Annotated in this window: 21 protein-coding genes; 5 read left to right on the forward strand and 16 right to left on the reverse strand. The window is 46.7% G+C overall.

Translation table 11 applies throughout. The features are described 5' to 3' along the window. Positions 1–27: 27 nt before the first annotated feature. From ABWW54_RS11710 to ABWW54_RS11725, 4 genes are all read left to right on the forward strand, one after another. Entirely contained in the window at positions 28–651 is a 624-nt protein-coding gene (locus ABWW54_RS11710; protein ID WP_353412458.1) for a thiamine phosphate synthase, read from the forward strand. A 101-nt stretch (positions 652–752) separates the two neighbouring features. Continuing rightward, positions 753–1,730: a ThiF family adenylyltransferase gene (locus ABWW54_RS11715; protein WP_353412459.1), complete on the forward strand. Its 978-nt coding sequence runs from the start codon at positions 753–755 to the stop codon at positions 1,728–1,730. Further along, a complete protein-coding gene (gene thiD, locus ABWW54_RS11720; RefSeq protein ID WP_353412460.1) occupies positions 1,727–2,530 on the forward strand; it encodes a bifunctional hydroxymethylpyrimidine kinase/phosphomethylpyrimidine kinase in 804 nt (267 codons plus the stop codon). Before ABWW54_RS11715 ends, thiD begins: the two co-directional genes overlap by 4 nt. A 258-nt stretch (positions 2,531–2,788) precedes the next feature. Beyond that, positions 2,789–3,655 carry a hypothetical protein gene (locus ABWW54_RS11725; protein WP_353412462.1) on the forward strand — a complete coding sequence of 289 codons (867 nt, stop codon included), beginning with the start codon at positions 2,789–2,791 and terminating at the stop codon, positions 3,653–3,655. A 16-nt stretch (positions 3,656–3,671) separates the two neighbouring features. Here ABWW54_RS11725 and ABWW54_RS11730 read toward each other — a convergent pair whose 3' ends face one another. The 6 genes from ABWW54_RS11730 to ABWW54_RS11755 form a co-directional block, all read right to left on the reverse strand. Further along, on the reverse strand, positions 3,672–4,517 hold the full coding sequence (locus ABWW54_RS11730; protein WP_353412463.1) for a TylF/MycF family methyltransferase: 846 nt from the start codon (positions 4,515–4,517) through the stop codon (positions 3,672–3,674). Positions 4,518–4,589: 72 nt separating this feature from the next. Next, positions 4,590–5,048, reverse strand: coding sequence for an MAPEG family protein (locus ABWW54_RS11735; RefSeq protein WP_353412464.1), 459 nt, complete (start codon positions 5,046–5,048; stop codon positions 4,590–4,592). 94 nt (positions 5,049–5,142) lie between these two features. Further along, positions 5,143–5,484: a hypothetical protein gene (locus ABWW54_RS11740; protein ID WP_353412465.1), complete on the reverse strand. Its 342-nt coding sequence runs from the start codon at positions 5,482–5,484 to the stop codon at positions 5,143–5,145. A gap of 91 nt (positions 5,485–5,575) precedes the next feature. Next, entirely contained in the window at positions 5,576–5,866 is a 291-nt protein-coding gene (locus ABWW54_RS11745) for a TfoX/Sxy family DNA transformation protein (RefSeq protein ID WP_353412466.1), read from the reverse strand. 85 nt (positions 5,867–5,951) lie between these two features. Beyond that, positions 5,952–6,404 carry a GNAT family N-acetyltransferase gene (locus ABWW54_RS11750; RefSeq protein ID WP_353412467.1) on the reverse strand — a complete coding sequence of 151 codons (453 nt, stop codon included), beginning with the start codon at positions 6,402–6,404 and terminating at the stop codon, positions 5,952–5,954. A 231-nt stretch (positions 6,405–6,635) separates the two neighbouring features. Then, on the reverse strand, positions 6,636–7,256 hold the full coding sequence (locus tag ABWW54_RS11755; protein WP_353412468.1) for a LysE family translocator: 621 nt from the start codon (positions 7,254–7,256) through the stop codon (positions 6,636–6,638). A 73-nt stretch (positions 7,257–7,329) separates the two neighbouring features. On the opposite strand from ABWW54_RS11755, the gene ABWW54_RS11760 reads away from it, so the two are divergent. Then, on the forward strand, positions 7,330–7,803 hold the full coding sequence (locus ABWW54_RS11760; protein WP_353412470.1) for an Lrp/AsnC family transcriptional regulator: 474 nt from the start codon (positions 7,330–7,332) through the stop codon (positions 7,801–7,803). 1 nt (position 7,804) lies between these two features. Here ABWW54_RS11760 and ABWW54_RS11765 read toward each other — a convergent pair whose 3' ends face one another. The 10 genes from ABWW54_RS11765 to ABWW54_RS11810 all read right to left on the reverse strand — a co-directional run bounded on the left by ABWW54_RS11765 (position 7,805) and on the right by ABWW54_RS11810 (position 18,882). Further along, complete coding sequence (locus ABWW54_RS11765; RefSeq protein ID WP_353412471.1) at positions 7,805–8,485, reverse strand: glutathione S-transferase family protein; 681 nt, start codon at positions 8,483–8,485, stop codon at positions 7,805–7,807. 92 nt (positions 8,486–8,577) lie between these two features. Beyond that, the gene (map, locus tag ABWW54_RS11770) at positions 8,578–9,360 is read right to left on the reverse strand and encodes a type I methionyl aminopeptidase (protein WP_353412473.1); all 783 of its coding nucleotides are present in this window, start codon (positions 9,358–9,360) and stop codon (positions 8,578–8,580) included. Positions 9,361–9,367: 7 nt separating this feature from the next. After that, positions 9,368–9,598, reverse strand: a complete 231-nt coding sequence (locus ABWW54_RS11775; protein WP_353412474.1) for a ParD-like family protein — start codon at positions 9,596–9,598, stop codon at positions 9,368–9,370. 126 nt (positions 9,599–9,724) lie between these two features. Further along, positions 9,725–10,798, reverse strand: coding sequence for an aromatic ring-hydroxylating oxygenase subunit alpha (locus ABWW54_RS11780; protein ID WP_353412475.1), 1,074 nt, complete (start codon positions 10,796–10,798; stop codon positions 9,725–9,727). Between the two features lie 68 nt (positions 10,799–10,866). Next, entirely contained in the window at positions 10,867–11,343 is a 477-nt protein-coding gene (locus ABWW54_RS11785; protein WP_353412476.1) for a TlpA family protein disulfide reductase, read from the reverse strand. 139 nt (positions 11,344–11,482) lie between these two features. Beyond that, entirely contained in the window at positions 11,483–12,199 is a 717-nt protein-coding gene (locus ABWW54_RS11790) for a M48 family metallopeptidase (protein WP_353412478.1), read from the reverse strand. Between the two features lie 39 nt (positions 12,200–12,238). After that, the gene (gene mfd, locus ABWW54_RS11795; RefSeq protein ID WP_353412479.1) at positions 12,239–15,709 is read right to left on the reverse strand and encodes a transcription-repair coupling factor; all 3,471 of its coding nucleotides are present in this window, start codon (positions 15,707–15,709) and stop codon (positions 12,239–12,241) included. Between the two features lie 113 nt (positions 15,710–15,822). Further along, positions 15,823–17,145, reverse strand: a complete 1,323-nt coding sequence (locus tag ABWW54_RS11800; RefSeq protein WP_353412481.1) for a TRAP transporter large permease — start codon at positions 17,143–17,145, stop codon at positions 15,823–15,825. After that, positions 17,142–17,711: a TRAP transporter small permease subunit gene (locus tag ABWW54_RS11805; RefSeq protein ID WP_353412482.1), complete on the reverse strand. Its 570-nt coding sequence runs from the start codon at positions 17,709–17,711 to the stop codon at positions 17,142–17,144. Before ABWW54_RS11805 ends, ABWW54_RS11800 begins: the two co-directional genes overlap by 4 nt. A 25-nt stretch (positions 17,712–17,736) precedes the next feature. After that, on the reverse strand, positions 17,737–18,882 hold the full coding sequence (locus tag ABWW54_RS11810) for a TRAP transporter substrate-binding protein (RefSeq protein ID WP_353412483.1): 1,146 nt from the start codon (positions 18,880–18,882) through the stop codon (positions 17,737–17,739). Positions 18,883–18,960 lie beyond the last annotated feature (78 nt).

An 18,960-nucleotide genomic window follows, 5' to 3' on the forward strand; every position in this document is an offset into this window, starting at 1 on the left:
TGTAAATATATAAAAATAGCAATGCAAATGAATGATCTAAGAAGCGTAAACTCAAGTGAACTGCCCCGATTTTATCAAATAGTGGATCACGCAAGCTGGCTAGAACGTTTTCTTCCGTTGGGCTTGCAGCTGGTTCAGCTGAGAATCAAGGATAAGCCCGAGTCTTTCGTGAAAGAACAAATTGCAGAAAGTAAGGCTCTGTGTGACGAGTTCGGCTGCCAGCTGGTGGTTAATGACCATTGGCAGGAAGCCATCGACGCTGGGTGTGATTTTGTTCATCTAGGTCAGGAGGACTTGGTTGATGCCGACTTAGAGGTGATGAAAACTAATCGGATTAAGTTAGGCATCAGCACACACGACAGACTGGAGTTGACCACAGCACTTGAGCTAAATCCTGAGTACATCGCACTAGGGCCTATTTATCACACGATACTAAAAGCGATGAAATGGGAGCCCCAAGGCGTGGACCGTGTTGCAATTTGGCGTCAGCTTGTTGGCGATACACCCTTGGTCGCCATTGGTGGGCTTACGGTTGAGAGAGCGCCTGTTGTGTACGATGCGGGTGCCGATTCTATTTGCGTGGTAACGGACGTGCTTTTGAATGATAATCCTAAGGACAGATTGTCACAGTGGTTGCAACTAAGTCAATGAGTAGACTATGGTCGGCAGAAAACGTTTTTCTAATAAATTAGACGCTGTTAAGTAATCGTGCATCAAGTTAAGAAGTCGGCATATCCTCCAAATTAGGTACCATGAATACACGCTATCACAGACAACAACAAGTGCCTAAGTTAGGTGTCAGGTCGCAACCGCTGCTGCAAAATGCCAAGGTGCTGATTGTCGGCGCAGGCGGGCTCGGTGCGCCGGTTAGCACCTTGTTGACTGGAGCTGGTGTAGGGCAGATTTCGTTGATTGACCATGACATTGCGAGTCTAAGCAACTTACATCGGCAAACGCTCTTCACCGAAGCTGATGTGGGCCAGCCTAAGGTGTTTGCCGCGCAACGGCGTTTGCAGGCCTGCAATAGCGATGTTCAGGTGGACGCTATTTACCAAGCGCTCACCGTTCACAATGCAGACTCTTTGGTGCGCGAACATACGGTTGTCGTGGACGCAGCCGATAGTTTTTTTGTCAGCTATTTGCTGAGCGATCTATGCATGGTAAATCGAATCCCATTAGTGTCCGCCTCCGTATTACAAACTAACGGTTACGTTGGTGTTTTTTGCGGTAGTCAAAACAATAAGGCACCGAGTATGCGGGCCATTTTTCCGAGTCCTCCACAGGGTGCACAGAGCTGCAATACAGTGGGCGTGACTGGCCCTAGTGTCGGGGTTCTTGGCAGCATTCAGGCGCAAGAAGTTATTAAAGCTATTGTTGGTGACCCCAGCTTGTTACTCGGTAAGCTTTTGTATTTGGATTTATGGGATTACCGACAAAATATTGTTGATTTTACGGGTGCGCCAGAACCGGAATTAGCGGCAGAGCTGATTGCGGAAACTGACATTCTTTGGGCAGATCAAGTTATTGATGTTCGTAGTGTTGAGGAAGTGCGAGAACAGCCACGACGCGGTGGGTTCATCAATATTCCTGTCAGTAGTATTGCAGAGCAGCATAATGAGCTTGATTCAAGCAAACGCTTAGTCTGTGTGTGTAAAAGTGGTCAGCGAGCGTTAAATGCCGCACACCAATTGATTGACCTTGGTTATCGCAACGTCGTTGTGGCCAATTGAGAGCCTGTTTAACCATCGCGGGCTCCGATTGCTCTGGCGGAGCTGGAGTGCAGGCCGACCTTAAAACTTTTTCCGCTCATGGCGTGTATGGCATGAGCGTGATTACCGCCGTTACCGCCCAAAACACTCTAGGGGTAAAACACGTTCATTCAATTCCGGCCGATGTGGTCTCTAAGCAACTCGAAGTCATACTCGATGACATTCCGCCTGCGGCAATCAAACTGGGTATGTTAGATAACGCCAACACAGTGTTGATCGTTGCCGAGCTGCTCAAGCAGCATACCAGTTTGCCCATTGTGATAGATCCGGTATTCGTCAGCTCAAGTGGCCGTGTTTTACTTTCGTCCAGAGGCATTGGCGAGCTCATTAAATGCTTGTTTCCATTGGCCTCTTTGATTACGCCCAATCTGAATGAGGTGCAAGTGTTATGTCAAGCCTTGAATTTGATTTGTCCATCGATCAAAACAGAAGCTGAGCTGCGGCAGGCAGGAGCGGCCTTACAACGGCAGCTCAAGTTGGAATTTGGACGTTCTCCAGTGTTACTATGTAAAGGCGGGCACCTTCAGGGGGACGCGGCTGATCTTCTCTTAATTGACCAGCAAGGCCATTGGTTAAGGTCCGAACGCATTGTCAATCCGAATATCCACGGCACTGGCTGCACATTGTCGGCGGCTATCGCGGCCAATTTAGCCAGTGGCTCATCGCTGTTGTCGGCGGTAGAAAATGCAAAAAAATATTTACATGGAGCAATTAAGCGCGGTTTGGACTTAGGTCAAGGAGTGGGGCCTTTGGCTCATTAGTTAAAGATCCGGTTTTGGCAGAAAGAAATAGAAGTGGAATTTCCGGCACCAGCACGGGATGATTGACTCACGTTAGGCCGTAGGCAACGTCATTGAACGTGTAATGATCGGTAATGGTAATGCCACCAACAACTCACCTATCCTGAGGCCTGTATCTGTCGGGCTACATCCCTATTGGTTCAGTTTAAACTCAGTTAAATTGGGGCAAGTGGAGGGCCTCTAAATAGAGATCCAGCACACCAAGCTAAGGAGAATATCATGGTGTCTCTTTCGAGAGCTTTTTTAAGTTTAGTGCCTGTATTACTGGCCATTGTGAATGGTTTAGCCTGGGCGGGCGAATCTGCATTGCTCACAGTTACCGGCGCCGCACCGGTAAAATATGAGTCTCAGACACAACCCGTGACGATATACGCCTGCAATGACACCACGGTTCATCATAAGATTAGCTGGAACGGGAAAAATCGCGTCAGCGTTCCTTACGGTCAACGAATCGAAGATGGGAAGCGCTTTTTTATTAGTAAATATTATGTGGCTTCGCCCCCTTTGCCGAACTCGTTTGCGGCCGATGAACCTCTTATTCTTGGAGTATTGTCAGAAGATCACTTTGTGATGGCCAAACCTGAGCAAAACGTTGATGTTTTTATGAATTACACACTGCTCAAACCCATTGAATTAGGGTTTCTGTCGGTGGATTACGCTGGCGTTGACAATGACAATGACAATGATTTGGCCAATTGCGTTGATCAAGGTGTTAACTTTGTTCCTATTAACATTCGGTGCCCATCTTTTGAATACACAGATGGCAAAGCGGCCGGGCTGGGTAAGGGTATAGCGCAATTGGCGCGAAAGTCCGACGACGGAGGGTTGGCTGATAAAGGTCAGCTTTTTATTCCTCTTAACCTCGATACTAAGCTCCCTTTAGAAGGGTGTACCGTCGAAATTCTAAACGACATAATATTGGATCATCAGGTTTACTTTGGTACGTCGCAAGAGCACGCTCAAACACTTGATTTAACGTACGCCTACAAAGCGTTTCTAAACGGCCAAGAACCGGTACGCTTATACTGTAAAACTAGGCCTGAAAATGAACCTGCTGAAGGTTGTCAGCCAGTTGTCCTTGAATAGGTTTCATGCGGTAGGTTTACTCAACTCTCCAATACGCACCGGTCCAATCTATGGTCACGATTTCCGACGTGATATTGTTCTCGGTGCGAAAATCGGTGACAGCCTGATGACACGAAGGCCAGGAATGATAGTCGTCAATAATTACGTAGCCGTTTTTGCTTACCCTATGATACAGGTTTTGCAAGGAATCCATGGTTGAGCTGTACATGTCACCATCGAGTCTCAAAATGGCGATTTGATCAATCGGCGCATTCGGTAATGTGTCGCAAAACCAACCCTTTAGAAACTGCACTTGCGGATCTAATAGGTCGAACCGTTTAAAGTTTGCCTTAACCTGTTCTAGTGACACTTTTAGGTAGTCAACTGAGCTTAAGTCAGGCCCGTCTTGTTCGTCTTTCGGGGTAGGTAACCCCTCAAAAGAATCGGCCACCCATACGTTTCGATCGACCACGTTATACGCCTTCAATAAAGCTCGCATAAAAATTGTGGTACCACCGCGCCAAGAACCTGTTTCAACAAAGTCTCCAGGTACGTTGTTTTTCAGCACGCTTTCAACACATTCTTGTACGTTGTCTAACCTTTTATGCCCGACCATTGTATATCCAAACATAGGCCAGTCCTTGCCGTTAACTCGATCCGAAAGGTTAAATGGGTTCTGTTTAACCAATATAATTGATCTTCCACCGAGTTTCTCAATAACGAGATTCTTCAGAAGACCGCTCAGGCGTTTGAATAGGCCTGCCGATTGATATCTTTTGCCAGGGTCCAGAATCTTCCACGCACTCTCGTCATAAACTGATGCAGACAGCGTTTTTTTCATTAGGTTTATGTACAGATCCCTGATGGTGGCTTCGTTGTTCAATTTTTCCCCTAATGACATTGCAAAAAATAGTTATCGGATAGTGATTGTCGGTTGATGACAGGACTGTTGATTTTAGGCAGCGCCGTGCGTTACCACTGATATGAATGCTATCACCACGAGTCCGGCAAGTAACAAGAACCCCAGCGTGAACACTTTTCTACGTAAGGGCACAAAATTAGAGCCGGTATGTATTATAGTGTGGGCGATGCGGCTGATCACGAACAACCATGCCACAGCGTGTACGAATACGTTCGTTGTGTTTAATGCCCAAAGGATAAAGCAAACAGCGTAAAACAAAACAGGCAACTCAAATTGATTGCGAATGTTGTTGTTGAGTTTGATTACGGGTTCCGGCCAAGCGTCATCATGCAGGGCCCGTCGTTCTTCATTGACTTCGCCTTCACTGGCAGCTTTAGATTTAGCCGCGCCCAGCCGAATGAATACTGACATCGTTAGCATAACCTGAACAAGCATGGGTAAAAAAAGGTAGCTTGGACTCATCGCGTTAGATTCTCCTGTATTAATTTGCACTTGATGTACGCGCTATTTTATCGATACGCACAACGCGATTTTCACTAATGATAGTCTATTTATCAATAGTCCTTTTTAACTGGCATTGTTCCGCCTATGGCGTAATAACATTATTCTCATACGCTTCTTTTTTCGTTAGGTAGTCTTGGTACGCTGATTTGACCTGCGACGCGCAACGGCTGTTACGTTTTCCACAGCTTGCCATTTCGCCTTCGTCCACAATCAAAGATGCTTCGAGTATGCCCGATGCTCGGTCGTGATCGCCTGCTTTAATATTCATTAGAGCAGCCAGTTTATAATTGGCTTGTTGATGATGTATGACGAAATTGAGTTCTTGCATGTCAGGCGCTTGGGGCTTAGACGATGAGCTGCGGCCTAGGAAATATCCAATGGCGAAGCAGACGCAAGCGATTAAAATAAAAGTGAGTTGTTTCATCGTTACTGTAAGCATAAGTTATGGCACATAAGTTGTAGCAGTTCGTTCTCCTTGGAATATTTAGCAATCGCCCTGTTGAATTACCCTCGAGCTAAGGAGCCAAACCTAGGTCATCTAGGTGTATCAAAATTTCCATTTTCCTAGTTTTCGCCACTTCCAGCCAGGAACGGTTTTCTCTGGCTCCGATGATTGCATAGATCGAGTTTAGCCCCATTCCTTTCATCGGTTTAATTTTTCTATACAACTCATAAGGGTCAATATTCATGAACGCTTCTACAGAATCAATACCCACTTCAGCTAAAATTTCCTCACTTCGAGGGCCGAAGCCATTTAAGTCTCGCAGACGTTGTGGAGGATTAGGGTAGGCGTTAAGTTCATTCATCGAGTGATATCACTGGCTTATATCTGGTTTGGCGATTGCCGCAAAGGACTGTGTGTTCATAAATGAGAGGCGCGTTAATCAATGATTATTTCATACTCAGGAAGTAACTAAAGAAACCATCATTTTTTCTGTATCCGAGCGACTCGTATAGACGCTGTGCCGTGGTGTTATCAAACGCGGTCTCTAAACTAATGCCGTTTGAGTTCGTCTCAATTGCAAAACGCTTAGCGGCTTCCATTAGCTGCCTCGCTACTCCTTTCTGTCTGGCTTTTTTGTCTACATACAAATCGTTTAGTATCCATGTGCGTTGAGCAGAAACGGATGAAAAACTCGGATACAGTTGTGTAAAACCCAATGGCTCACTCGCCCCATTATGTGCAAAAAATATAGTTGAGTCTTGATTTGTAAGCCGTTCGGCAATAAAGCTTCGAGCCAGTGCTAAGTCGCTTGGCTGCTGGTAAAAGACCCGATAATGGTTAAACAGTTTGGAAACGGCCTCCAAGTCATCAATTAGGGCCGTTTTAATTTTAATAGTCATAGTCTGGTAAAGCTTGGTTGTTCTATTCCCGATAAGGTATCGAAGTTTAATAGGCATTATACTTTTAAAAAATTGATGGTTTTGCATCACTTAGTCGTGCAAATTCTAACGCCTCTAAAACCAGTTCGTCTTCGTTATAGAGCTAGTTGCGTAGCGAACTCATTAAATGTCTACTTTCCTTTTCTGTTGCCTATTTACTATGGGGCGTCACTTTCATTCGTTTAAATTATCCTAATTCGTTGTCATTTCTATACCTTGCCATCCGAGCCAAACGGCGGTAAGCAGTAAGGCCAATGCAAACCCTCGATTCATTCTATTTTCAAATTGGCGATTTTTGCTGAGGTATCCTAACGATGCGCCAATGGTCACCCAAGTTGTGTGTATGGTGATGTTCAGGCCGGCTAACATTGCAATGAGAATAGCCGTTGAATTGGTGCCCCACAATTCGAATGCGGGTTCAGAGAATAACGAGAACATTAGCGCGACTAGGAGCCACCCTTTGGCGTTAAGCGTTTGTAGTACGGCGCCTTCAACAAACCCAAGCGTTGCATTAACGTCGCTGTTTTCGGAATCCTCTATTCTTAAAAATTTGAGCGCAAGCCAAATCAGGTAAATGATTCCTGCCCATTGAACTATGACTAGTATCAGAGGGTATCTTTGAAATATTTCGGCTAGGCCGAAACCTATTAGGCATGATTTAATTATAAAAATGCTATCGATGCCGACGATCAGCGGAATCGACCGTTTAATCCCTTGTTTGGCTCCGGCTGCGGCAAGTATTATGTTTGCTGGACCTGGACTGAAAACCATGGCGAACATGACGCCAAACCATGTTAAGAAAAAACTGATCATTATATACCTCGTATAGTAATATCCAGTGCTTAGACTGAACGTGTTAATTGCTTAAGGCTGAGCCAGGATAAACATGCCAAGTAACCTTGAGTTAGATAAGTTGGACAAAGCGCTATTGTCGTTAGTACAAATGAATAATCGATCCAGTGCTGAGGCTTTGGGCGTGGAAGTTGGGTTGTCTACAGCCGCCGTCCAGCGTCGTTTAAGAAGGCTCCGAGACGCTAAAGTTATTAAAGCCGACGTGGCCATCGTTGATCGAAATACAGTTGGCTACCCCTTGCAATTGATAGTGCATGTTGAATTAGAACGAGAATCAAGGGACTCTCTAGGCCGGTTCAGAGAAGCCGCGTTCACAACGAGTTGTGTTCAACAGGTTTTCTACGTTACAGGCCAGTACGATTTCATTCTTCTTGTTATTGCTAAAGATATGCGACACTTTGAGCTAATGTCTGATGAGCTATTTTTGGAGAATAAAGACGTAAAAGCATTCACCACTTCTGTGGTGATGGGCGAAGATAAGTCGAATTGTTTTGTGCCGCTCGATTGATTTAATTGTTGTGTTTTACTAAATCGGTTGTCGTCCCGCTGTACGCCGTGAGCGCCATGCTTTGCCGTTGCTTGTGTTCTTCATACCAACGTTTTAGCTTAGGTCGTGACGTCGCAAAACAAGGCAGTTGAACATAGTTTACCCAGGCTAGGGAGCAGGCGAGGGCTATTTCGCCAAAGTCGAGTTTTTTTCCACCGAGTGCCACTGCTTGACGTTCTAGGTAGTCATACGCTTCGCTCAGTTTGAGCAGCTGTCCATCAAGGAATGGTTGATGGCGTTTCGCCTCAGGCCGGCGGTGGATTTCCCAGCGAGCCAGTATTCCAGCATCGGCAATGCCCGTAGCCAGAGCTTCCATTTGATAACTGATGGTCGTTGCGGTTACCTTGCTGTTGTTATTGTAGCTATCTAATAAGTATCGACAGATAACGGAAGAATCAAACATGGTCAGTCCTTTATCCAGCAATATTGGCACCTTGCCCAGTGGGTTTTTGTTGAACACCGTTTTATTTTTGAGGGTAGGGCTGGTCTCGTAATGAGTTACTTTGGTCTGCGATGTTAGGCCAAGTTCATGTATGAGCACCAGCACCTTGCGCGCGTAGGGAGAGTGGGTTTGATAATAAAGTTCCATTGCCTTGTTTGGGGTAGAGTTGTTTAGGAAGGCAAAACTATATCCAGAAACCATTTAACTATTTACTCGTTTCCTTTCTGCTTTATGACTAAATTGATCTCTTTGAGTCTCGGCAGAAAGTAATTTAGTTATGGTGGTAATTTTGGTTAAGATAACGGCGCTTTTTCTTCGTCCCTCAGGGTCAAAATTTCCACGCCTGTGGTCGTTACCAGAACGGTGTGCTCCCACTGAGCGGACAGCTTTTTGTCTTTCGTGACAACGGTCCAACCGTCTTTTTTTGTTCTTGTCTTTGGGCCACCCTGATTAATCATGGGCTCTATCGTGAACGTCATGCCCGGTTTAAGAGCGAGCCCTCTTCCGCGTCTGCCGTAGTGCAATACTTGAGGTGCTTCGTGCATTTCGCGGCCAATGCCATGGCCACAGTATTCTCGAACCACGCTGAAGCCCGCTGATTCGGCCAGTGACTGAACCGCGTATCCAACATCGCCTAACGTTGCCCCTGGTCTAACCTGTTTGATCCCAGCCATCATCGCTAAATAGGTAATGTTGACTAGCCGTCGAGCTTGTTCACTGGCCTTGTCCATCATGTACATTTTGCTGGAGTCCGCGATGAATCCATTTTTCTCCAAAGTAATATCAATGTTGATAATGTCCTTGGCCAAAAGCAGGCGGTCGTTACTGGGCATGCCGTGGCAAATGACGTCATTTGGAGAGCAATTTAAAACGTACTCGTAATCGTACTGGCCTTTGCTGGCGGCTCTTGCCTCGAGCGTGTTGACAATGTAGTTTTCAACGTGATCGTTGATTTGCATTGTGCTCACACCTGGTTTAACCACACGGTCGAGATCATGAAATACCTTAGCGAGTAGCCGCCCGGACTCACGCATGAGTTCAATTTCGGCTTGCGATTTTATGGTGGGTCCAGGCATGTTTCACTTAGCCCTGTCTAAGACTTGGTAAAGGTTGATTATTCAACGTGGCATCTGCGTGTTCGGCAGTGAGGAAGTATTGGTGAACAATGTCTTGATAGGTGAGCGTTGGGTTCAACTCGCTTAATCGGCCTACTTTTATCCAGAATTCGGCTTGTGCATTGATTGATCGAGACATGGCCTTGCTCGAATGGCGAATTTCGTCGTGCAGTAAATCTGATATTTTCAAAATGCCCATGAGTGCGTTTTATATATGTTTTGTATATGAAACATATAATACGTGGTGGCGCGGCCCCTTTCAAGTAGTGACCTCGCATGACAATAGAATGCGATCTGCTATTTTTGCTTATCTCTGGGAGGAGGCTTAGCGATACTCCGTAAAGCCTGCTAAACGATATTCCCGACGTAATAAGTTTTGAAAATGCCACACGCCAGATTCTCGTTTAGGTGACAATCGGCCAGGGCTGTAGACTCCAGAGGTAAGGCCTTTTTGTACGTGTTCGCAAATTATGCGATCCTCTTCTTGAATTTGCTCTGAAAATACCTGATCTTCAACCGCGCGCTCTTGCGCTTCAGGAGTATAGTAAAACTCGAATTCTATTTCACAGCTGTCAATTCCAGTCGGAACCACCCTGTTTGATTGCATTCGTCCGGGCATGATATTCAGCATGACATTTGGGTAAACGTAAAAGTAATACCCGTGGCCTGTTCCATAGGCTTGGGTTTCTTCTTCTATGGGTGTTTGTTGCAGCGACCACCATTGAGCTAGCTCAGTATGATAGTCGCTATAACTGACCGCTTGCGATAATCCAGGGTGAACGAAAGGGAGATGATAGCCCTCTAGAAAATTGTCTATATAGACCTTCCAGTTGCAGTTAACGCTATACAGCTGGGATGAATGGTGGCGTAAATTGTTCAGTGAGCCCAGGGGGAGCTTTGTTTCAATTGTTCCGTAAAGCTCATCAAATGTGGGGCCATTGTGACCGTCAAGCCGAGCGAAGATCATGTTGCCCCACTCCACCACTTCAATGCGTTTCAAGCGCTTGTCGTTGGTGTTAAAACTCTCAGCCTCTTTCATCTCTGGGGCGAAAATTAGTTGCCCGTCTAGATCATAAGACCATCCGTGGTAGGCACAACGAAGTCTGGATAACCCCTTTTTATCACAGTCTGCTACGGGGCCTGCTCGGTGGAGGCAAATATTGTAAAAGCCATTTAATGATTGATCGCGACCGCGCACAACCATAATAGGGACGCCGGCAATATCGCGACTGATAACATCACCTACGTCTGACGCACTTGATGCAGGCGCGATGCATTGCCAGTTTGCAGCGATGATATGATTCAAATCGTGCTGGTAAAAACGTGGGTCCACATACGGCGTAGGTGATAGAGCATCAGCGTGCTCTAGCTTCTTTATTGGGTCGACTGAGTGGCTCATTATGGACTGATTTTCTTACTTAACGTTTATTCTTGCTTATTTCCTGATTACGCGCTTAACAATGGTTCTTAGATGTTAAGCATGTTGCGCATGGTTTCAACATTCTTATATCCACCCGACATATGATCAACAATACGCCCGTCGGAGTCAGTGACGGCAAAGTAGGGCACCCCTCTTATATTTGACGATTTGTAAAAAAGCCCGCTCGCGTCCTCGAAGACTGGAAAAGCGTATCGTTTAGAGTGCGTCTTGACGTTATCCAGTGAGTCGTGACCAATCACAACTTGTGCTGATATGCCTTCTTGCTCAAGTTCATTTGTCAGTTCGATGATTGTTGGGGTCAGGGCTTTGCAAGCTGAACACCAGGGAGCCACGTACACAGTCAGGCATTTATCGCCGGTGCACTTACCGCCAACGGTAAATCCACTTTCAGTGAGTTGGCCATCCTCGATGACGTTTAGGTGGGCAACAGGCAAGCTGCTTGGTGAATTTAGCCAAAACCCTATCACCGACAATGCCGCGCAAATAATCAGTACATTTTTCATTTGGTGCTCATACTCAGTCTATTGCTGTGGATGATACACTAAGCCTAAATTACGTACCTGACCTGTGCAAATATCAATTGGGCTCACCATCGAGTCTTGTGCCGTGATCGATGGCTGCTTATGCGCTCATGAGTTGCGCTTAAAATTGATAAAGTTGGTGCCCGTTTGTTCGTAGCCAGTTTTCTTGGTCTGAATAATCTGGCATTTGACGGGCTACTATTGTCCAGAACCGCTTAGAATGATTGAACTCGTGACAATGGGCCAGTTCATGAACAACCACGTAATCGGAGACGACAGTCGGTGCTTGAAGAATACGCCAGTTAAAAGACAGTTTGCCTTTGCTGTCGCACGAACCCCATCGACGTTTATAATCACGAACGTAAATCTGGTCAGTGCGTCTTTTCGGAACGTTCATCAGAGCTGCGTAATAGTTAGCTCGCCGTTGTAATTCTTGTTGAGACACATCTTTATACCAACGAACAAGTTTGTTTTTAACTCGTTGCTCCAATGGTAAGTGGGAGTGTGCGACGGGTACCACAAGGCAGTCATGGCTGATTTTTATTCGACCACGTGTTCCTTGCTCTATCTGTAGGTTCAGAGTTTGTCCTCTGAGTTTAAGTTGAGCCCCGTCGACAAGTTTAACTTTTGAGGTATCTCCGGGCGGTGGCATACCTACCATGTGCTTGTCGATCCACTTTCGTTTTATCTTCACAAAATCAACGATGGCGGCTTCAGACATCCTAAGCGGGGCCCGTGCTTTTACGCCGTGAGGGCCTAACTCAAGCCCTAAAGTTCGACGTCTACTGCGGACTAACTCAACCTCCAGGCCGTCGACTTTGAGATGTTTGTTGGGCATGCTTTATGGGTATCGATAAATAGTGTCACGTTGATTTGGCTAAGTCACTAGCGTAATCACATCGTCGACTAGGTTGAAGCGGTCTTGGGACTCGGGCATGTCGCGCGATATTTGAATGCTCTCAGTTCCAGTGAATCGATACTCATTAGGGCGCGAGGCTATCGTGCGCATCATGTTGTCGATATTAATCTGAGGGTTCTCTACAAACTTTACGACTCCGCCGCTCGGTCCTACCTCAATCGATTTTATATCACGCTGTGCAGCTTTTAGTTTCAATTCAGCAATGCTGAATAGATTCTTGGCCGCATCCGGGAGCAGCCCAAACCGGTCTATTGTTTCCACTTGAAGTTCTTCCAGCAGCCCCATTGAATTGGCACTTGCTATACGCTTATACATGGTTAAACGAAGATGAACATCCGGTAAGTACGCATCTGGAAAACGGGCTGGAATATTAAGATTGATCTCAACCCGTTGATCAGTGAAGGATTTGTCGCCGTCCTCTACATGTTCACCGTTCTTGATTTTACGTTTACGCTGAATACTGGCGATGGCTTGCTCCAAAAAGGCTGAGTACATGCTGTAACCAATTTGATCAATCATGCCACTTTGAGATTCGCCAAGTAACTCACCGGCGCCTCGAATCTCCAAGTCTTGGGAGGCAAGGGCAAAACCCGCTCCCAAAGTATCGAGTGATTCGATTGCTGTTAGACGCTTGCGCGCATCTTCGGTCATCGTGTTAAGCGGGGGCGAAATCATATAAGCGTAGGCCTGATGATGCGACCGACCAACGCGCCCACGAAGTTGGTGGAGCTGAGCTAGGCCAAAACGATCGGATTTGTTGATAATGATCGTGTTCGCCGTCGGTACGTCTATGCCGCTTTCAACAATGGTTGTACAAAGTAGAACGTTAAACCGTTGGTGATAAAAGTCTCTCATCACACTTTCCAATTCTCGTTCACGCATTTGCCCATGCCCAATCTTGATTCGAGCTTCGGGAACAAGATCTTGGATTCGAGCTTCCATCTTTTCTATGGTTTGGACTTCGTTATGCAAAAAGTAGACTTGCCCTCCACGCCTTATTTCACGCACGATGGCTTCTTTAAGCAATGCATCATCCCACTCTCTGACAAACGTTTTTACAGATAAACGTGCACGAGGCGGAGTTGCAATCACAGAAATATCACGCAAGCCACTCAGTGCAAAATTGAGTGTCCTTGGAATCGGGGTGGCTGTCAGGGTTAGAATGTCGACCTGGCTACGCAACTTCTTTAGCTGTTCTTTCTGACGCACACCAAAACGATGCTCCTCATCAATGATCATGAGCCCCAGGTCTTTGAACTCAACGTCTTTTTGAATGAGTTTGTGGGTCCCAACAGCGATGTCAATGGTGCCATTTTTGATTCCTTTGATGCCTTCTGCGGTCTGCTTGGGTGTGCGAAAGCGCGAAAATAGCTCTACGTTGATGGGCCAATCTGCAAAACGGTCTGCGAAATTATTGTAGTGTTGTTGAGCGAGGAGCGTGGTCGGTACCAACATGACAACTTGTTTGTTACCGGCAATGGCCATGTAGGCAGCTCGCAAAGCGATTTCGGTTTTACCGAAGCCAACGTCGCCGCAGACTAGGCGATCCATTGGCCTAGCGGAGGTCATGTCGCTGATCACGTCATTGATTACTTGTTGTTGATCAGGGGTTTCTTCAAAACCAAACCCTGCAGAGAAAGCATCGTAACTATGGTCAGCCGATGGGAATGAATGGCCAACACGAGCTTGTCTTAAGGCTTGAATTTCCAGTAACTCTGCGGCCACATCGTAAGCTTTTTCTTTGGCCTTTTTTGTCAGTTTCGACCAAGAGTCGTTACCCATCTTGTGGAGAGGGGCTGTTTCTGGACCGCCGCCAACATAACGAGAAACTTTATCTAACGACAGTACAGGAATATAGACTTTATCGCCGCCTTTGTATTCTATGGTAGCAAATTCGTTATCGTGCCCGTCAACCGTGAGATTTTCTAAGCCGAGGTACCTACCGACCCCGTGATCCTCGTGAACCACGGGGTCGCCGATGTTCAGCTCGGCTAAAGACTTAATGATTGCGTCAGGATCGCGATTTTTCTCAGAGCGCTTGCGGCGTTGAAATGTCCGTTCGCCGTATAATTGCGATTCAGCAATTATCTCGAGCCCAGAGTCTGATGTAAGCAGTCCGCGGTCGAGCGGAGCAACGCACAGGCAAAGCGGTTCTTTGGAGCTCAGGAATTCACCCCAGCTGTCGACGGGACTCGGGGCTTTATTATGTTCCTTTAGCAATCCGATTAAGCTTTCTCGGCGACCGGCTGACTCAGCCACCATTAATACGCGATTAGAGCTGTTATCTAAATGTTGGATAAAGTCCGCGTAGGGGGCTTCTGCCCTCGGGTTTACGTTGAACGTTTTTGGCGCCAGAGTTTGGTAGTCAATAATGTGTTTTACAGACCGCAAGTTTAAATTCAGTATTTGTGCGCGTTTATGTCGTTTAAGCCCTGCGAAAATTTCGTCTGGAGGCAGAAACAGTAGCTCTGGGGACAGTGGTGGCCACTCAGGATTTAGACTTGCATTCTCGTATCGTTCAATGACTTCTTGATGCAGTGATTCAGCGTTCTCCATGACACTTTCTTCCAAAATGAAATGGCAGTCGTTGGGCAAAAAGTCAAAGAGTGTGCTGGTGTTTTGAAAAAACAGGGGTAGATAGAACTCGGTCCCAGTTGGCGCGAGCCCTTTGCTTACTTCGCGGTAGACAATCGACTGTTTAGCATCCCCCTCTACGGTGGCGCGAAACGATTGCCGGAAAAAGTCAGTGCTGGCTTTATCCAGAGGAAATTCTCTGGCGGGTAGAAGCTGGATCTTATCTAACGAATCCGTAGTGCGTTGTGATTCGGTATCAAATAACTTGATGGATTCTATCGTGGTATCCCACAAATCTAACCGGAAAGGAGACTTCATTCCTGATGGGTAAACATCCACGACACCTCCGCGTATAGCAAACTCTCCAGGGGACATGACTTGATCAACACTGTAGTAACCAGCATCTGTTAATCGCCTTCTAAATTCTTCGGTATCAAAGTCTTGATTAACGTTTAAATCAAACGTGTGAGCATCAACGTAGTCGGTTGGAGAGAGTCTCTGCATTAACGCTGTGATTGGTATCACGATAATGCCTTGAGTTAACGAGGGGAGTTTGTGTAGCGCGAGCAGTCGTTGAGAAATTATATCTGGGTGAGGGGATACGCGATCGTAGGGTAAGCATTCCCAGTCGGGGAATGACAAAACCGGCAAAGCACCGTCCGCAAAGAAAGACAATTCACGTTCAACGTATGAGATATGTTGAGCTTCAGAGCATACATACACGACGAGACCTTCACGTTTAGCAAGCTCAACTGAAGCTAAGCTCGTGCTGCAGCCGTGAAGTTTTCTCCAATGAAGTATCTCGCCGTCTTTGGCGGGCAGTTGAGGGTCCGTGACTGATTGGGCTGTGCTCATTATGACTGATTATGAATTTGATGGACTGACTAAAATAGTAGGACGGTTGCTATTAAATTAAATGGCGGTGTGAGTGAACAACGCTGGTGGCGAATTCTATCAGTGTTCGCGCTTTACCAAAGTGACGGTTGTTCTGCACTCATGCCATACCATTCAGGGAAGAACAACATGCTCATTAAGACGGTAAGTTGAATCGCGATAAACGGAATAGCGCCGCGGTATATATGCTCGGTATGGACATCGCTAGGGGCGACTCCTTTAAGGTAAAACAGCGCAAAACCAAATGGGGGAGTCAAAAACGAGGTTTGTAAGTTCATCGCGACCAAAATGGCGAACCATACTTGGTTGATGCCGAGCTCCACCACAACAGCGTATACCAGCGGCAGAACAATGTAAGAGATTTCTATGTAATCCAAGAAAAAGCCTAATACCGTGATCAGCAACATAATGGTGATTAGAAAGCCCCATTTACCGCCAGGCAAATTAAGCAACAAGTGTTCTACTTGTTCTTCTCCGCCGGTGTAAGAAAACCCCATTGAAAAAATAGAGGCGCCGAGTAAAACCGCGAAAACCATGGCCGTTATTTTTACCGTTTCATGCGCACTTTCCCAGAGCATTGAAAAAGAAAATTTTCGGTAGACTAGGGCTAAGACGACAGCACCAACGCAGCCCAATGCCGATGATTCGGTTGGCGTTGCGATAGCATTGAATATAGAGCCGAGGACAACCAAAATCAGCATTAACGGTGGTACGACGGCAATCAGGGCGGTGATGATGATTTGCGTGCGACTTTCTTGTTCGTCGCGTTTGGGGATGGCGGGCGCCGCATTGGGGTTGAGCCAAGCGTACGCCAAGACGTAGACAACGTAACAACCAATGAGAACAAGCCCGGGCTTGAGAGCCGCTCTGAATAAATCCCCAACCGGCACGCTTAGTACGTCGCCAAGAATGATTAACACGATTGACGGGGGAATAAGTTGTCCCAACGTGCCTGCGGCAGAAATAGTGCCGGTGGCTAATTCTTTATTATACCCGTGTCTAAGCATCACAGGCAGAGAAATCAACCCCATGGCGACTACGCTTGCACCCACCACACCAGTCGAAGCGGCCAGTAGTGCGCCCACTAGGATGGTGGATATTGCCAAACCGCCGCGGACTGAACCGAATAGCTGCCCCATCGATTCTAGTAACTGCTCTGCCAGCTTTGTACGTTGTAAAATAATCCCCATAAACACAAATAACGGGACAGCCATGAGCACTTGACCCTCGCCGTTATCACCCATATTGGAGTAAATTCGATAGGGAATTTGAGCCAACTGTGAAGGCTCTGCGAATAACACTACAAACGCAATACCAATTCCGGCGAAAGTAAACGCAACCGGATACCCCAACATCAATAGAAGCAGCGCAACCAAAAATATTGATAGCCCGATCATTTATGTTCCTCGGCAATCGCCAGCAACGTTTGTATTTTTTCTAGTAAAACTGCTATCGCCGCGAGAAGTAGGAGTGCGAAAGAAAGCGGAATGACACCTTTGATAATCCAGCGGTTGAGTAAGCCACCTGGGTCTTGTGACTTTTCGCCGATACCGCTGCTCACCAGTTTTGCGAAAAAGTCGGAAACATTAGTGGGTTGATCTCCGAGGTGATAGGCCGCTAGGGTGAAATTCCAGCCCGCCCAACACACGATCAGGCAAGTTGGTATTAAAAACGCCAGGGTGCCTACTAGGTCCACTAAGGCTTTTGTTCTTGGTGTGTATCGCTCATAAAAAAGGTCGACTCGTACATGGGCCCCCGATTTTAGCGCATAGGGTATGCCGAGTAAAAATATAGCGGCATAGAAGTGCCAAGATAGCTCTTCCAGTCCAATGGACGATGAGCTGTAGATGTATCTGGCGGCCACGTTGAACGTCATAATGACGACGACGAGTATCAGTAGCAGGCTGGCAAGGTTTCCTATCCAGTCCATCACCTTATTGATGGCTATGATTGCTCGATTCATTGGTGAATGTTCGTCGAGGTGGGTACTATTGATCAGCGATCGTGTCTAAGTAGAGCTTTTCGCCAATATTGGTCCAATCCCTCGCCTTGTCTAGGTATGCTTCTCTGGATTCCAAAATTTTCTTAGCGACCTCGCTACGAGCCTTCTCTTGTTTCACGAGTTCGTCGTTAGCTGCTTTTAGTGCGGAAATTACTTCTTTAGGAAAGCGCTTAACTTGCACGTTAGGGTACTGCTGAGAAATTGTCTGCCAGTTGTCAGTGTTCGCGGAAAATGACGCAGTGCTCATATTGTACGCCGTTAAACGCGCTGCATTTCTGAGAATCGATTGAGCCCAAATGGGAAGCTTGGCCATGCTGTCTTTATTGAAAAAGTACAGTAGCTCAGTACCAGGTTCATGCCAACCATTGTAATAATAAGGCGCGACTTTATGAAAACCCATCCTTAAATCAAGCCCTGGACCCACCCATTCCAGTGCGTCAATAGTGCCACGCTCTAATGATTGATAAAGCTCGCCAGCCGGAATGTTTGTGGGCACGGCTCCAACCTTTGCCATGACTTTACCAGCAAACCCTGGAACGCGCATTTTCAAGCCGTTCAAATCGTCAATGCTGTTGATTTCCTTTCGAAACCACCCACCCATTTGCATACCCGTATTGCCGCCTAGCATAAGTTCAATATTGTGTTTGGCGTAGACTTCGTTGGCCAATTCAAGGCCGCCACCCTCATAGAACCAAGCGGTTTGTTCTTGCTGGGTCATGCTAAATGGCATGGAAGAGAAAAACAGAGCGTCAGGGTCTTTCCCGCCGTAATAATAAGACGCGGATTGACCTATGTCGTATTGCCCGCTTTTAACGAAATCGAAAATACCAAATGCCGATTTGTGCTTACTGGCACTGTCGACTTTGATTTCAATCTTGCCGTCGGACATTTGTTTAACCAATTCAGCGTAATCTTCAACCGACTCCCCAAATACTGGAAACCCTTTTGGCCAGCCGTGCGCCAGCTTGAGAGTTATCTTCTTGTGAGGGCTTGCTGCGGCAGAACTGGTTGCCGGAGACTCAGGTGATGGCGCGCAGCCAGCAACCAAAGTAAACGCGGCGACGAGTAACGCAGCGCAGTATAAACGGGCAAACTTATTGGCGGTCAGAGACGGTTGGTTGGTAGTTGTCATGTTGTTTTTATTGTAGGCAAACGCCCAGTAACGAAGGCAAGTCTTGGTTGGCCCATTTTAGGGCGTGAGCCGTTGGAA

Origin of the sequence: Arenicella sp. 4NH20-0111 (assembly GCF_040366405.1) — a bacterium.
Lineage (GTDB): Bacteria > Pseudomonadota > Gammaproteobacteria > Arenicellales > Arenicellaceae > Arenicella.

Bases quoted from the DNA above. Each gene is read 5' to 3' on its own strand.
- ABWW54_RS11710 (WP_353412458.1), top strand. From the start codon at position 28: ATGAATGATCTAAGAAGCGTAAACTCAAGTGAACTGCCCCGATTTTAT.
- ABWW54_RS11715 (WP_353412459.1), top strand. From the start codon at position 753: ATGAATACACGCTATCACAGACAACAACAAGTGCCTAAGTTAGGTGTC.
- ABWW54_RS11725 (WP_353412462.1), top strand. From the start codon at position 2,789: ATGGTGTCTCTTTCGAGAGCTTTTTTAAGTTTAGTGCCTGTATTACTG.
- ABWW54_RS11740 (WP_353412465.1), bottom strand. From the start codon at position 5,484: ATGAAACAACTCACTTTTATTTTAATCGCTTGCGTCTGCTTCGCCATT.
- ABWW54_RS11745 (WP_353412466.1), bottom strand. From the start codon at position 5,866: ATGAATGAACTTAACGCCTACCCTAATCCTCCACAACGTCTGCGAGAC.
- ABWW54_RS11750 (WP_353412467.1), bottom strand. From the start codon at position 6,404: ATGACTATTAAAATTAAAACGGCCCTAATTGATGACTTGGAGGCCGTT.
- ABWW54_RS11755 (WP_353412468.1), bottom strand. From the start codon at position 7,256: ATGATCAGTTTTTTCTTAACATGGTTTGGCGTCATGTTCGCCATGGTT.
- ABWW54_RS11760 (WP_353412470.1), top strand. From the start codon at position 7,330: ATGCCAAGTAACCTTGAGTTAGATAAGTTGGACAAAGCGCTATTGTCG.
- ABWW54_RS11765 (WP_353412471.1), bottom strand. From the start codon at position 8,485: ATGGTTTCTGGATATAGTTTTGCCTTCCTAAACAACTCTACCCCAAAC.
- map (WP_353412473.1), bottom strand. From the start codon at position 9,360: ATGCCTGGACCCACCATAAAATCGCAAGCCGAAATTGAACTCATGCGT.
- ABWW54_RS11775 (WP_353412474.1), bottom strand. From the start codon at position 9,598: ATGGGCATTTTGAAAATATCAGATTTACTGCACGACGAAATTCGCCAT.
- ABWW54_RS11780 (WP_353412475.1), bottom strand. From the start codon at position 10,798: ATGAGCCACTCAGTCGACCCAATAAAGAAGCTAGAGCACGCTGATGCT.
- ABWW54_RS11785 (WP_353412476.1), bottom strand. From the start codon at position 11,343: ATGAAAAATGTACTGATTATTTGCGCGGCATTGTCGGTGATAGGGTTT.
- ABWW54_RS11790 (WP_353412478.1), bottom strand. From the start codon at position 12,199: ATGCCCAACAAACATCTCAAAGTCGACGGCCTGGAGGTTGAGTTAGTC.
- mfd (WP_353412479.1), bottom strand. From the start codon at position 15,709: ATGAGCACAGCCCAATCAGTCACGGACCCTCAACTGCCCGCCAAAGAC.
- ABWW54_RS11800 (WP_353412481.1), bottom strand. From the start codon at position 17,145: ATGATCGGGCTATCAATATTTTTGGTTGCGCTGCTTCTATTGATGTTG.
- ABWW54_RS11805 (WP_353412482.1), bottom strand. From the start codon at position 17,711: ATGAATCGAGCAATCATAGCCATCAATAAGGTGATGGACTGGATAGGA.
- ABWW54_RS11810 (WP_353412483.1), bottom strand. From the start codon at position 18,882: ATGACAACTACCAACCAACCGTCTCTGACCGCCAATAAGTTTGCCCGT.